Origin of the sequence: Streptomyces sp. NPDC097107 (assembly GCF_044762405.1) — a bacterium.
GTDB classification, from domain to species: Bacteria; Actinomycetota; Actinomycetes; order Streptomycetales; family Streptomycetaceae; genus Streptomyces; species Streptomyces thinghirensis.
This window is the reverse complement of record NZ_JBIWEF010000011.1, coordinates 1-12,886: the sequence shown is the minus strand read 5'-3', so window position 1 is coordinate 12,886 and position 12,886 is coordinate 1. Positions and strand designations below refer to the sequence as shown.

Sequence of the window (12,886 nt, the reverse complement as noted above, 5' to 3'; positions counted from 1 at the left end):
GATGGGAGCTCACGGGACACCAGTCTGAGGCATCGAACGGCCGCCGTACGACCCAGCGGGCCGACTTTGCGGCACGCGTCACAGCTGGGTCACCGTACGCGGTGACCTCATCACGGTCCGTACTGTTAGCACGGTAGTCCGTAGCAACCCACACCAAGAGGTGGCAGCAGCGATGGCCCGACACGCGTCCCCCCGCACCCCGCACGCACAGCGCGCCCTGGTCGCCCTCGCGACCACCGGAGCCGCCCTGGCAGCAGGAGCGGGGGCGGCCTCCGCGGACGGCGGCGAGAAGATCGCCGGCCTGGCGCACACTCGGCCCACCTCGATGGGCAACATCGATCCGCAGGCCGGCCTCGAGGCCGTGACCGGCATGGTCGGCTACGTGACCGGCCCGGTCGCCGACCTCAAGCCCAACCCGCTGGCCGGCACCGGCGTCGACCCGCTGGACAACGGCGTCGGCACGAAGGTCGCCGACTTCCAGCCGCTCACCTCGACGGCGCTGACCGGCCCGGTCGCGCAGGCCCAGTCCCTCGGCGGCGTGCCGGTGGCGGGGCAGGTGACGGGGCTGCTGCGCTGACGCCGTCCGCGGCCCCGGGCGTACGGGACATGCGAAGAGCCGCGCCTTCCCCGGACGGAGGGAGGACGCGGCTCGCTCGTGGGTGTACTCGGTGCGGCGGGGGCTCCAGGACCTCCGGTGACCCCGTGACTCCGGTGCCTCAGTACGACGAGCCGGACGCGCCCAGGGCGCCCGTCGGGTGCCAGACCGTCTTGGTCTCCAGGAACGCCGTCATGCGGTCGGTGCCGGGAGTCGTCGACCAGTCCACGTCGTCCACAGGCTGTGGACGAAGGACCCGCTTGAGGTTGTCCGCCGCCGCGGCCTCCAGCTCCTTCGCCAGCGTCTCGTCGGCGCCCGCGAGGTCGATGGCGTTGACGTCCTGGTGCGAGGCGAGAGGGGTCGCGATCTCCGCCGTACGGCCGGACAGGATGTTGACCACGCCGCCGGGGAGGTCGGACGTGGCCAGTACCTCGCCGAGGGAGAGGGCCGGGAGAGGGGACCTCGCGCTCGCGATCACGACCGCCGTGTTGCCGGTGGCGATGACCGGGGCGACGACCGAGACCAGGCCCAGGAAGGACGACTCCTGCGGGGCGAGGACGGCGACCACGCCCGTCGGCTCGGGGGAGGACAGGTTGAAGAAGGGGCCCGCGACCGGGTTGCCGCCGCCGACCACCTGGGCGATCTTGTCGGTCCAGCCCGCGTACCAGACCCAGCGGTCGATCGCCGCGTCCACCTGGAGGCCCGCCTTGGCCTTCGACAGGCCCTCGGCGTCGGCGACCTCAGCGACGTACTGGTCGCGGCGGCCCTCCAGCATCTCGGCGATCCGGTAGAGGATCTGGCCGCGGTTGTACGCCGTCGCGCCGGACCAGCCGCCGAACGCCTTGCGCGCGGCGACCACCGCGTCACGGGCGTCCTTGCGGGAGGAGAGCGGGGCGTTCGCCAGCCACTTGCCCTTCGCGTCTGTCACCTCGTACACCCGGCCGCTCTCGGAACGCGGGAACTTCCCGCCGACGTACAGCTTGTAGGTCTTCAGCACATTGAGTCGCTCAGACATCGAGGTACGCCTCCAGGCCGTGGCGGCCGCCTTCGCGGCCGAAGCCCGACTCCTTGTAGCCGCCGAACGGCGAGGTCGGATCGAACTTGTTGAACGTGTTGGACCAGATCACACCCGCGCGGAGCTTGCTCGCGACCGCCAGGATGCGCGAGCCCTTCTCCGTCCAGATGCCCGCGGAGAGGCCGTACGGGGTGTTGTTGGCCTTGGCGACCGCCTCGTCCGGCGTACGGAAGGTCAGTACCGACAGGACCGGGCCGAAGATCTCGTCCCGGGCGACGGTGTGCGCCTGGGTGACGTTCGTGAAGAGCGTCGGGGCGAACCAGTAACCGGCCGACGGCAGTTCGCAGGCCGGGGACCAGCGCTCGGCGCCCTCCGCCTCGCCCTGGTCGGCCAGCGCGGTGATCCGGGCCAGCTGCTCGGCGGAGTTGATCGCGCCGAGGTCGGTGTTCTTGTCCAGCGGGTCGCCCAGGCGCAGGGTGGAGAGCCTGCGCTTGAGGGAGTCCAGCAGCTCGTCGTGGATCGACTCCTGGACCAGCAGGCGGGAGCCCGCGCAGCAGACCTGGCCCTGGTTGAAGAAGATGCCGCTGACGATGCCCTCGACGGCCTGGTCGATCGGCGCGTCGTCGAAGACGATGTTGGCGCCCTTGCCGCCGAGTTCCAGCGTCAGCTTCTTGCGGGTGCCCGCGACCGTGCGCGCGATCTGCTTGCCGACGGCCGTGGAACCGGTGAAGGCGACCTTGTTCACGCCGGGGTGGGCGACCAGCGCGGCGCCGGCGCGGCCGTCGCCGGTGATGATGTTGACGACGCCCCTGGGCAGGCCCGCCTGACGGCAGATGTCCGCGAAGAACAGGGCGGACAGGGGGGTCGTCTCGGCGGGCTTGAGGACGACCGTGTTGCCGGTCGCGAGCGCCGGGGCGATCTTCCACGCCAGCATCAGGAGGGGGAAGTTCCAGGGGATGACCTGGCCCGCGACGCCGAGGGGGCGGGGGTTCGCGCCGTAGCCCGCGTGGTCGAGCTTGTCGGCCCAGCCCGCGTAGTAGAAGAAGTGCGCGGCGACCAGGGGGAGGTCCGCGTCGCGGGTCTCCCTGATCGGCTTGCCGTTGTCGAGGGTCTCGAGGACGGCCAGTTCGCGGCTGCGTTCCTGGATGATGCGGGCGATGCGGAAGAGGTACTTCGCGCGCTCGGAGCCCGGGAGCGCCGACCACTTCTCGAAGGCCTTGCGGGCGGCCGCGACGGCGCGGTCGACGTCCGCCTCGCCCGCCTCGGCGACCTCGGAGAGGACCTCCTCGGTCGACGGGGAGACCGTCTTGAAGACCTTGCCGTCGGCGGCCTCGGTGAACTCGCCGTCGATGAAGAGGCCGTAGGACGCGGCGATGTCGACGACGGCACGGGACTCGGGCGCCGGGGCGTACTCGAATGCGGATGCAGATGCCATGGTGATCAGTCCACCGTCACGTAGTCGGGGCCGCTGTAGCGGCCCGTGGCCAGCTTCTGACGCTGCATCAGCAGGTCGTTCAGGAGCGAGGAGGCGCCGAAGCGGAACCAGTGGTTGTCCAGCCAGTCCCCGCCCGCGGTCTCGTTGACCAGGACGAGGAACTTGATCGCGTCCTTGGTGGTACGGATGCCGCCGGCCGGCTTCACGCCGACCTGGACGCCGGTCTGCGCGCGGAAGTCGCGGACCGCCTCCAGCATGAGGAGGGTGTTGGCGGGCGTGGCGTTCACCGCGACCTTGCCGGTGGACGTCTTGATGAAGTCGGCGCCCGCCAGCATGCCGAGCCAGCTCGCGCGGCGGATGTTGTCGTACGTCGACAGCTCGCCGGTCTCGAAGATGACCTTCAGCCGGGCGGACGTGCCGCAGGCCTCCCGTACGGCGACGATCTCGTCGTACACCTTCATGTAGTTCCCCGCGAGGAACGCGCCGCGGTCGATGACCATGTCGACCTCGTCCGCGCCCGCCGTCACCGCCTCGCGCACGTCGGCCAGCTTCACGGCGAGCGAGGCGCGGCCTGCCGGGAACGCGGTGGCGACGGAGGCGACCTGCACGCCGGAGCCGGCGACGGCCGCCTTGGCGGCGGGCACCATGTCGGGGTAGACGCAGACGGCCGCCGTGGCGGGGGCCGTGCGGTCCGTCGGGTCGGGGCGGACCGCCTTCGCGCCGAGCGCCCGGACCTTGCCCGGGGTGTCCGCGCCTTCCAGCGTCGTCAGGTCGACCATCGAGATGGCGAGGTCGATGGCGTACGCCTTCGCGGTGGTCTTGATGGAACGGGTGCCGAGCGAGGCGGCGCGCGCCTCCAGGCCGACCGTGTCGACGCCGGGCAGCCCGTGGAGGAAGCGGCGCAGCGTGCTGTCGGACGCGGTGACGTCGGCGAGTCCGTGTGCGGGAACAGCGGATGCAGTGGTGGGCATGGTCACCAGGCGAGCATATCTACGCGCGTAGCGGCTGTACAGTCCCGTGCGCTCATTCCGCGGACCGGCACCGCCCATGAGCGTCTTCGGGGCCGTCGGGCACAATCGGCACCATGACGACCCCGGAGCCCCAGTCACCATCGCCGCAGCCGTCGGCACCCGTGTCCAAGGACCGGATCTACCGCTCGCCCGCGGGCCTCGCCGGCGGCGTTCTGCTGCTCGCGCTCGCCCTGTGGCTCGGCATCGACGCCCTGGTCGCGGGCGAGGGCCGTACTCCCTGGATGGCTCTCGCCGCGCTGCTGTTCCTGGTGCCGCTCATCGCCGCGTACACCGTGCGGCCCGCCGTCTTCGCGAACGACGACCGGCTGCGGGTGCGCAATCCCTTCCGCGTGGTCGTGCTGCCCTGGGGACAGGTCGCCTCGTTCCGGTCCGGTTACTCCAACGAGGTCCTCACGGAGTCCGGCGACAAGTACCAGCTGTGGTCCATCCCCGTCTCGCTGCGCGGCCGCAAGAAGGCCGCCCGGCAGGAGACGCGGCGGGCCTCCGGGGGCGGCCGGGGGCGCGGTGGCGTGCTCGGGGGCCTCGGCGGGGGCGGTGTTCGGGCCGGTACCGGTGGTGCCGGGGCCGCCACGGCGGCGGACGGGCCGGTGCGGGCGGAGACCGACAAGGTCATGGACGAGCTGCGCGAGACGCTGGAGGCACGCAAGCCGGCCAACACCTCGCAGGGCGAGGTGACGGTGCGCTGGGCGTACGAGGTCGTCGCGCCGGCGGCGGCCGGGGCGGTGCTGCTCGCGGTGCTGCTGGGGACGGGCTGACTGACGGACTGACGGACTGACGGGTTGGCGGACTGACGGACTGACGGACTGACGGACTGACGGGTTGGCGGGTTTGCGAACCGAAGGACCGACGGGCCGACAGGCTGACGGACCGACGGGCTGACGGTCCGGTCCGGGTGCCGGGCCGGGCGGTCCGGGCGCCGGGTGCGTCAGGGTGCGGCCGGCCAGACCAGGAGCATGTACGCCCCGCAGTACGTGGAGCCCAGTACCGCCGCCGTCAGCACCAGTGCGCGGCGGCGCCGGGAGGCGTGGGACAGGTGCAGGGCCAGCGGCAGGAGCAGGGGGAAGGCCGGGAGCAGGAAGCGGGCCCGGGAGAAGTACACGCCGCCACTGCCCAGGACGATCGCCAGCATGACGCCCGTGAAGACCAGCAGAGCGACGGGCTGGCGGTCCCACACCGACAGGCCGAAGAGGACCACCGACGCGATCAGCGTGAGTGTCACCATCACCAGGAACAGCTGTGGTGTCGGGTCGCGCCACAGCAGCCACCGGATCTGGTGCAGCGTCCGCAGGCCGCCGTCCAGCTCGTTGTGCCAGAGCCGCTGTACGGCGAAGTAGCCGTCCCAGCGGCCCAGGCGCAGACCCACCCAGCCGAGGTACGCGCACCAGCCGAACGGCGCGAGGAGCGCGGCCGCGAGGACGCGCGGGACGAGGGCGCGGTGGCGGACGAGATGCAGTAGCGCCGTCAGGGTGACCGCCGCCGCCACCGCGATGCCGGTCGGGCGGGTCAGGCCGGCGAGCGTGGCGAAGGCCGCCGCGTACAGCCAGCGACCCGTGAGCACCGCGTACAGCGACCATGCCGCGCACGCCGTGAACAGCGACTCCGTGTAGCCCATCCACTGCACCGCGCCGACCGGGAACGCCGCCCACAGCGTGGTGAGGAGCACGCCGGCGCGGCGGCCGTGCAGGTGGTCGCCCACCGCGAAGATGCCCCACGCCGCGATGAGCGAGGCGACGACCGCGAGGCCGAGGCCCGTGGACGCGCGCGTGCCCGGGGTGAGTACCGCCACCGCCTTCACCAGGACCGGGTAGAGCGGGAAGAACGCCAGGTTGTTGGAGTTGTGGGCGGTGCCCAGTTCGTCGTCGTAGCCGTGGTCGGCGATCGCGAGATACCAGTCGGAGTCCCACTGCGCGGCGAGGTTCACCCAGAGGTCCTGGTGCCGGCGGGGGGCCCAGATCACGAGCACGAGCAGGCCCGTGAAACGTACGGCGAGGTAGGCGCCGAGTGCGGGGGCGGCGTGGCGTGCGGCGCGCAGGACGCGTTGGGCGTGGGTGCGGGCCTTGCCCCGCTGGGGTGGCGTGGCGGTCGCGGGGGGCCGCGGGCGCCGGGTGCCGGGGATGTGTCCGCTGGGGGCGGTCTTGGGGGCGGTCGAGGACACGGCGGCGGCTCCCTGGTGGCTCGGCGGTGCGCGTACCGGCGGCGTGTGCGTGTACCGGCGGTGCGTTTTCCGGTCCACCGTTGCCCGGGGGGCGGCTTCGGGAGGGGACGGCGGGTCAACGGGCGGGGGGAAATCACCCGATGGGGTGCCCCCGGGTGGGGGCACCCCATCGGGGTTCGGGTCTTCGGCGCCGATCGGGCCTTCGGGGCTTCGTCCCGTTCGGGTCTTCGGCTGTTCGGGTCTTTGGATCTTCGGGTTTTCCGATCTTCGGGTGTTCGGTTGTCCGGGCTCGGGGTCAGATGCCCGCTGCCGTCGACAGGTCCCGCTTGAGTGCCGTCAGCAGGTCCGTGGCCTTCGCGCGGGCCTCGGGGAGGGCGGCGTGTTCCGTGACCGGGACGACCACTTCCAGGTAGCACTTCAGCTTGGGCTCCGTACCGCTCGGGCGGACGATCACCCGGGCGCCGTCGAGGGTGTAGCGCAGACCGTCGGTGGGCGGCAGCGTGTCCGTGCCCCGGGTGAGGTCCTCGGCCTTCGTGACGGCGAGGTCCGCGAGGCGGGTCGGAGGCTGTTCGCGCAGGCGGTGCATCGCGGCGTCGATGACGGAGAGGTCCTCGACACGGACCGAGAGCTGGTCGGTGGCGTGCAGGCCGTGCTCCACGGCGAGGTCGTCGAGGAGGTCGAGGAGGGTGCGGCCGCCCGCGGCGGAACCGCTGCCGGATGTGGACGCCTTGAGGGTGGAGGCGAGTTCCGTGATCAGGAGGGCCGCGGTGATGCCGTCCTTGTCGCGTACGCCCTCGGGGTCCACGCAGTAGCCGAGGGCCTCCTCGTAGCCGTAGCGCAGGCCCTCGACGCGGGCGATCCACTTGAAACCGGTCAGCGTCTCCTCGTACGGGAGGTTCGCCTTCTCGGCGATGCGGCCGAGGAGGGAGGAGGAGACGATGGACTCCGCGAACGTGCCGTGCGCTCCGCGGGTGACCAGGTGGGCGGCGAGGAGGGCACCGACCTCGTCGCCGCGGAGCATGCGCCAGTCGGTGCCGTCGTGGACCGCCACGGCGCAGCGGTCGGCGTCCGGGTCGTTGGCGATGATCAGGTCGGGGTCGGTCTCGCGGGCCTTCGCGAAGGCGAGGTCCATCGCGCCGGGCTCTTCCGGGTTGGGGAAGGCGACGGTGGGGAAGTCCGGGTCGGGCTCGGCCTGCTCGGCGACGAGGACGGGCGCCGGGAAGCCGGCGCGGGCGAAGGCTGCGAGGAGGGTGTCCTTGCCCACGCCGTGCATCGCGGTGTAGACGGTCCGGGCGGTGCGGGGGGAGTCCGGGGAGAGAACGGCGTCCGTGCGGGCGAGGTAGGCGTCGAGGACGGAGTCGTCGAGGGTCTGCCAGCCGGTCTCCGGGCGGGGGACGTCGTCCAGGGAGCGTACGGCGTCGATCTCCGCGGCGATCTCGGCGTCGGCGGGGGGCACGATCTGGGAGCCGTCGCCGAGGTAGACCTTGTAGCCGTTGTCGCGGGGCGGGTTGTGGCTGGCGGTGACCTCCACGCCGGCGACGGCGCCGAGGTGCCGTATGGCGAAGGCGAGGACGGGGGTGGGGAGGGGGCGGGGGAGGACGGCCGCCCTGAGACCGGCGCCGGTCATCACCGCGGCGGTGTCCCGGGCGAAGTCCCGCGACTTGTGGCGGGCGTCGTAGCCGATGACGACCAGGCCGGCTGTGCCGTCCCCGTGGGGGGTTCCCTGCCTCTTGAGGTACGCGGCGAGGCCGGCGGCGGCTCGGATGACGACCGAGCGGTTCATGCGCATCGGGCCGGCGCCGAGTTCGCCCCGCAGGCCCGCGGTGCCGAACTGGAGGGTGCCGGAGAAACGTGCGGTGAGCTCGGCGTGGTCCTCGGCGTCGATGAGCTTGGCGAGTTCCGCGCGGGTGTCCGCGTCGGGGTCCTCGGCCAGCCATGCCGTGGCCCGTGCGAGGAGGTCGTCGTGCACGTCGGTCAGCCTCTCGTATGTGGTCGTGGTCTGTGCGGGGTGCGGAGTGCGGTGCCTGCGGCGGCCTGTGGGGGGCGGGTGAGGGTGCGGGTGGCGCGTGCGGTGGTGTGGTGGGTCGGGGCCGCGCCGGGGGGTCCGTCCTCGGAACGGCGCGGAATCGGTCGACCGCAGAAGTGCCGGCGTCGACGCGTCAACCGCTGCGGGCGGACACCTCCCGACACGTCCCCTTCTCGCCGTACGCGGCTACCGGTCTTCCCCCGCCCGCCCCGCTGCTGCGGGCAGTCGTGCGGCTGGGGCGGCACGGTTGGGCGCGGCGGCACCCCGTAGCGCCGGGCTGCGTCACCCACCCCGCGCCCGCACACGCGCCGGGTGCCGGGCGAGCCGCCGCCCCACCGTACGCGCCCGTCCGGGCTACAGCCGCCCGAGCACCTGCGTCAGCAGCGAACCCATCCGCGTGGCGGAGTCGCGGCCCGCCTGGAGGACCTCCTCGTGGTTGAGGGGCTCGCCCGTCATGCCCGCCGCGAGGTTGGTCACCAGGGAGATGCCCAGGACCTCCGCGCCGGCCTCGCGGGCGGCGATCGCCTCCAGGACCGTCGACATGCCCACCAGGTCGGCCCCGATGACGCGGGCCATGCGGATCTCGGCCGGCGTCTCGTAGTGCGGGCCGGGGAACTGGGCGTAGACGCCCTCCTCCAGCGTGGGGTCGACCTCCTTGCACAGGGCGCGCAGGCGGGGGGAGTAGAGGTCGGTGAGGTCGACGAAGTTGGCGCCGACGATGGGGGAGGTGGCGGTGAGGTTGATGTGGTCGCTGATCAGGACCGGCTGGCCGGGGCGCATGCCCTCGCGCAGGCCGCCGCAGCCGTTGGTCAGGATGATCGTCTTGGCGCCGGCGGCGACGGCCGTGCGGACGCCGTGGGAGACGGCGGCCACGCCGTGGCCCTCGTAGTAGTGGGTGCGGCCCAGGAAGACCAGCGCTCGCTTGTCGCCGATGGAGTACGAGCGGATCTTGCCGCCGTGGCCCTCCACTGCGGGCTTGGGGAAGCCCGGCAGGTCGGTGACCTGGAGATCGGCCTCGGGAGCGCCCAGGGCGTCCACGGCCGGTGCCCAGCCGGAGCCCATCACGAGGGCGACGTCGTGGGTCTCGGCGCCGGTGAGTTCGCGCAGGCGGGCCGCGGCGGCGTCGGCGGCGGCCCTCGGGTCTACTCGGGAGGCGCCCTGGATGTCGTCCGGAAGAAGAGATGCGTTCACGCCGAAGAGGGTAGCCGGTTTACGCCTACGCGCGTAGATGACAGAGCTCACGGGATTGCGATTGTTGTTCTGTTGGTTCTGACGAGGGGCCTGTGACTCAGCAGGGGCGCTTGCGGAGCTCCATGACGTAGTCGTGCGGCGCGCCGGCCGATTCCGCGGCGTCCGCCACCTCGCCCAGGTAGCGGGCGGAGGGCAGGCCGCCCTCGTAGGCGTTCAGGACGTACGTCCAGGCGTTCTCCTCGCCCTCCAGGGTGTGGACGCGGACGCGGGTGCGGCGGTATATGTCCAGACCCACGCCCTCCCAGCGGTCCATCGAGTCCTCGTCCATCGGCGCGATGTCGTAGAGGGCCACGAAGACCTGGCAGATCGGGTCCTCGACGAGGGTCGCGAGTGCGCCCTCCCAGCCCATGTGCTCGCCCCCGAAGGTCAGCCGCCACCCGTTCAGCCAGCCCGTGGCGCGCAGCGGCGAGTGCGGGGCGCGGCGGGTCATCAACCGCGCGTCGAGGTTGCCGGCGTAAGCGGCGTAGAGCGACATGGGGGAGAGGGTACGGCAGGGCTCCCGGGAGTCGCTCTTGTAACAGACGTGCCCCCGGGCGGCCCCACATTGAAGGGTGCGGGACAATGGAGTACGTGACTCGGATCGTGATCATTGGCGGCGGACCCGGCGGATACGAAGCGGCGCTGGTTGCCGCGCAGCTCGGCGCGGAGGTGACCGTCGTCGACTGCGACGGTCTGGGCGGGGCATCGGTGCTGACCGACTGCGTGCCGTCCAAGACCCTCATCGCCACGGCCGAGGTGATGACCACCTTCGATTCGTCGTACGAGGAACTGGGGATCATCGTCGCCGACGACACCCCTCCCATGGAGCAGGCCGCCCGGGTGGTCGGCGTGGATCTGGGCAAGGTCAACCGGCGCGTGAAGCGGCTGGCCCTCGCCCAGTCGCACGACATCACCGCCTCCGTGACGCGGGCCGGTGCGCGGGTCGTGCGCGGGCGCGGTCGGCTGGAGGGCATGCAGGCGCTCGACGGGTCGCGGAAGGTCGTGGTGCGCGCCGCCGACGGAAGCGAGGAGACGCTCACCGCCGACGCGGTGCTGATCGCGACCGGTGGGCATCCGAGGGAGCTCCCGGACGCGCGGCCCGACGGCGAGCGCATCCTGAACTGGACCCAGGTGTACGACCTCGACGAGCTGCCCGAGGAGCTCATCGTGGTCGGGTCGGGTGTGACCGGTGCCGAGTTCGCCGGTGCCTACCAGGCGCTGGGGTCGCGGGTCACGCTCGTGTCGTCGCGGGACCGGGTGCTGCCCGGCGAGGACCCGGACGCCGCCGCCGTGCTGGAGGACGTCTTCCGGCGCCGCGGCATGAACGTCATGTCGCGGTCCCGGGCCCAGTCCGCCAAGCGCGTCGGGGACCGCGTGGAGGTGACGCTCGCCGACGGGCGCGTCATCACCGGTTCGCACTGCCTGGTGGCCGTGGGCGCCATTCCCAACACCGACGGGATGGGGCTGGAGGAGGCCGGGGTCAAGCTCAAGGACTCCGGGCACATCCGGACCGACCGGGTCTCGCGGACCTCCGCCCCCGGCGTGTACGCCGCCGGCGACGTGACCGGCATCTTCGCGCTCGCCTCGGTCGCCGCCATGCAGGGGCGCATCGCCATGTACCACTTCCTCGGCGACGCGGTCACCCCGCTGAACCTGAAGACCGTCTCGTCCAACGTCTTCACCGACCCCGAGATCGCCACCGTCGGGTACTCACAGGCCGACGTCGACGCCGGCAAGATCGACGCCCGCGTGGTGAAGCTGCCGTTGCTGCGGAACCCGCGCGCCAAGATGCAGGGCATCCGGGACGGGTTCGTCAAGATCTTCTGTCGGCCGGGTACCGAGATCGTCGTGGGTGGTGTGGTCGTGGCGCCGCGTGCCTCCGAGCTCATCCATCCCATCTCGATCGCGGTCGACAACAATCTGACGGTCGAACAGATCGCGAACGCCTTCACCGTGTACCCCTCCCTTTCGGGGTCGATCGCGGAGGTGGCGCGGCAGCTGCACACGCGGAAGGCCGGCGGAGAGGGCTAGGGCCTGAGACCGCGGCTGGAATCGACTCCCCGCTGGTCACAGGGAGTTGCGGAGCTTGCGGGCGGCATAGGCGGCCCGGGTAGGCCCGTATACCACTCCCGGCTCCGGCGTGCGAACAACTTCTGTTATTCGGCGCATACTGCTGAAAGCAGACGGTCGTTGGGGTTACTGTCAGTTTCGTGTTCGCTGCAGAACGTCGCCAATTGATCCTCGAAATGGTGCGAGCGAACGGGGCCGTGTCGCTCCGTGAGCTCGCCCGCGTCGTCCAGACCTCCGAAGTGACCGTACGGCGGGACGTGCGCGCACTGGAGGCAGAAGGACTCCTCGACCGCCGGCACGGCGGTGCGGTATTGCCGGGTGGGTTCACGCGAGAGTCCGGCTTCCCGCAGAAGTCCCATCTCGCGACCGCCGAGAAGACGGCCATCGCCGACCTCGCCGCGGGCTTCGTCGAAGAAGGCGAGGCCATCGTGGTGGGGGCGGGTACCACGACGCAGGAGCTGGCACGCCGGCTCGCGCGGGTGCCCGGGCTGACCGTCGTCACCAACTCGCTGCTGGTTGCTCAGGCCCTCGCCCATGCCAACCGGGTCGAGGTCGTGATGACCGGTGGCACCCTCCGGGGGTCCAACTACGCCCTCGTCGGGTCGGGTGCCGAGCAGTCCCTGCAAGGGTTGCGGGTCTCCAAGGCGTTCCTGTCCGGGAGCGGGCTGACGGCCGAGCGGGGCCTGTCCACGTCCAACATGCTGTCGGCGTCCGTCGACCGTGCTCTGGTGCAGGCGGCCGCCGAGGTCGTGGTCCTCGCCGACCACTCCAAGCTGGGCACGGACACCATGTTCCAGACCGTGCCCACGGACGTCATCACCCGCCTGATCACGGACGAGCCGCCCGCCCACGACGACCGGGCCGCCACCGAGCTCCAGGCCCTGGCCGACCAGGGCGTGCAGATCGCCGTGACCGGCGCGTCGGGGGGTGCGAAGACGACCGGCCCAGGGGGACCGGGAGCTTCGGGGGCCTCCGGAAACGATGCCGTCACGACGCGTCAGCAGCGCCGGGACGTGCCGCTTCCGGGGCCGCGTCGTCAGGTCCCGGGCGCGGCGGCGGGCCTGCGCTCGGCCGCGGCCCTGGGTGAGCAGAACGCCGGGGCGGAACGGGCGCGCGTCGCGGATCTGCGCCGACGCTGAGCCACCGGACGGTCCGTCGCGTCCCCGCAGCAACGGCGGGGCGCCCGGCGGACCGTTGCGGTCCACCGGGCGCCCCGGACGTCGCGTGCGCTCGCTCAGTCCTTGATTTCGCAGATGGGGGCGCCGGAGGTGACGGAGGCGCCGACTGCGGCGCCGAGGCCCTTGATGGTGCCGGATTTGTGGGCGTTGA

At 72.1% G+C, this 12,886-nt stretch carries 11 protein-coding genes; 4 read left to right on the top strand and 7 right to left on the bottom strand.

Features of this window, described 5'->3' with window-relative positions:
- Window positions 1-172: 172 nt before the first annotated feature.
- Complete coding sequence (locus tag ACIQ1J_RS25245) at window positions 173-577, top strand: hypothetical protein (protein WP_403560257.1); 405 nt, start codon at window positions 173-175, stop codon at window positions 575-577.
- Between the two features lie 139 nt (window positions 578-716).
- Here the strand turns inward: ACIQ1J_RS25245 and ACIQ1J_RS25240 are convergent, their stop codons facing one another.
- Genes ACIQ1J_RS25240 through deoC form a run of 3 tightly spaced genes read right to left on the bottom strand, consistent with a single transcriptional unit; the run spans window position 717 to window position 4,016 of the window.
- Window positions 717-1,610 (bottom strand): aldehyde dehydrogenase family protein, encoded by an 894-nt coding sequence (locus ACIQ1J_RS25240; RefSeq protein WP_403560255.1) that lies wholly within the window; start codon window positions 1,608-1,610, stop codon window positions 717-719.
- Window positions 1,603-3,045 (bottom strand): aldehyde dehydrogenase family protein, encoded by a 1,443-nt coding sequence (locus ACIQ1J_RS25235; protein ID WP_403560253.1) that lies wholly within the window; start codon window positions 3,043-3,045, stop codon window positions 1,603-1,605. Before ACIQ1J_RS25235 ends, ACIQ1J_RS25240 begins: the two co-directional genes overlap by 8 nt.
- Before the next feature lie 5 nt (window positions 3,046-3,050).
- The gene (gene deoC / locus ACIQ1J_RS25230; RefSeq protein WP_403560251.1) at window positions 3,051-4,016 is read right to left on the bottom strand and encodes a deoxyribose-phosphate aldolase; all 966 of its coding nucleotides are present in this window, start codon (window positions 4,014-4,016) and stop codon (window positions 3,051-3,053) included.
- A gap of 113 nt (window positions 4,017-4,129) precedes the next feature.
- On the opposite strand from deoC, the gene ACIQ1J_RS25225 reads away from it, so the two are divergent.
- Window positions 4,130-4,831: a PH domain-containing protein gene (locus ACIQ1J_RS25225; protein ID WP_403560249.1), complete on the top strand. Its 702-nt coding sequence runs from the start codon at window positions 4,130-4,132 to the stop codon at window positions 4,829-4,831.
- Window positions 4,832-5,001: 170 nt separating this feature from the next.
- On the opposite strand, the gene ACIQ1J_RS25220 is transcribed toward ACIQ1J_RS25225, so the two are convergent.
- The 4 genes from ACIQ1J_RS25220 to ACIQ1J_RS25205 all read right to left on the bottom strand — a co-directional run bounded on the left by ACIQ1J_RS25220 (window position 5,002) and on the right by ACIQ1J_RS25205 (window position 9,983).
- On the bottom strand, window positions 5,002-6,231 hold the full coding sequence (locus ACIQ1J_RS25220; protein ID WP_403560247.1) for a hypothetical protein: 1,230 nt from the start codon (window positions 6,229-6,231) through the stop codon (window positions 5,002-5,004).
- Between the two features lie 295 nt (window positions 6,232-6,526).
- Window positions 6,527-8,200, bottom strand: a complete 1,674-nt coding sequence (locus ACIQ1J_RS25215; RefSeq protein WP_403560245.1) for a phospho-sugar mutase — start codon at window positions 8,198-8,200, stop codon at window positions 6,527-6,529.
- A gap of 411 nt (window positions 8,201-8,611) precedes the next feature.
- Window positions 8,612-9,448, bottom strand: a complete 837-nt coding sequence (locus ACIQ1J_RS25210; protein WP_210957760.1) for a purine-nucleoside phosphorylase — start codon at window positions 9,446-9,448, stop codon at window positions 8,612-8,614.
- A gap of 97 nt (window positions 9,449-9,545) precedes the next feature.
- The gene (locus ACIQ1J_RS25205) at window positions 9,546-9,983 is read right to left on the bottom strand and encodes a gamma-glutamylcyclotransferase (protein ID WP_210957759.1); all 438 of its coding nucleotides are present in this window, start codon (window positions 9,981-9,983) and stop codon (window positions 9,546-9,548) included.
- Between the two features lie 86 nt (window positions 9,984-10,069).
- Here ACIQ1J_RS25205 and ACIQ1J_RS25200 point away from each other — a divergent pair, with 86 nt between their 5' ends.
- Both ACIQ1J_RS25200 and ACIQ1J_RS25195 read left to right on the top strand, forming a co-directional pair.
- A complete protein-coding gene (locus ACIQ1J_RS25200) occupies window positions 10,070-11,518 on the top strand; it encodes an NAD(P)H-quinone dehydrogenase (protein ID WP_210957758.1) in 1,449 nt (482 codons plus the stop codon).
- Window positions 11,519-11,697: 179 nt separating this feature from the next.
- The gene (locus ACIQ1J_RS25195) at window positions 11,698-12,696 is read left to right on the top strand and encodes a DeoR/GlpR family DNA-binding transcription regulator (protein WP_403560242.1); all 999 of its coding nucleotides are present in this window, start codon (window positions 11,698-11,700) and stop codon (window positions 12,694-12,696) included.
- The last annotated feature ends 190 nt before the right edge of the window (window positions 12,697-12,886 follow it).

Coding starts and splice junctions, on each gene's coding strand:
- ACIQ1J_RS25245 (WP_403560257.1), top strand. CDS start 173: ATGGCCCGACACGCGTCCCCCCGCACCCCGCACGCACAGCGCGCCCTG.
- ACIQ1J_RS25240 (WP_403560255.1), bottom strand. CDS start 1,610: ATGTCTGAGCGACTCAATGTGCTGAAGACCTACAAGCTGTACGTCGGC.
- ACIQ1J_RS25235 (WP_403560253.1), bottom strand. CDS start 3,045: ATGGCATCTGCATCCGCATTCGAGTACGCCCCGGCGCCCGAGTCCCGT.
- deoC (WP_403560251.1), bottom strand. CDS start 4,016: ATGCCCACCACTGCATCCGCTGTTCCCGCACACGGACTCGCCGACGTC.
- ACIQ1J_RS25225 (WP_403560249.1), top strand. CDS start 4,130: ATGACGACCCCGGAGCCCCAGTCACCATCGCCGCAGCCGTCGGCACCC.
- ACIQ1J_RS25205 (WP_210957759.1), bottom strand. CDS start 9,983: ATGTCGCTCTACGCCGCTTACGCCGGCAACCTCGACGCGCGGTTGATG.
- ACIQ1J_RS25200 (WP_210957758.1), top strand. CDS start 10,070: ATGGAGTACGTGACTCGGATCGTGATCATTGGCGGCGGACCCGGCGGA.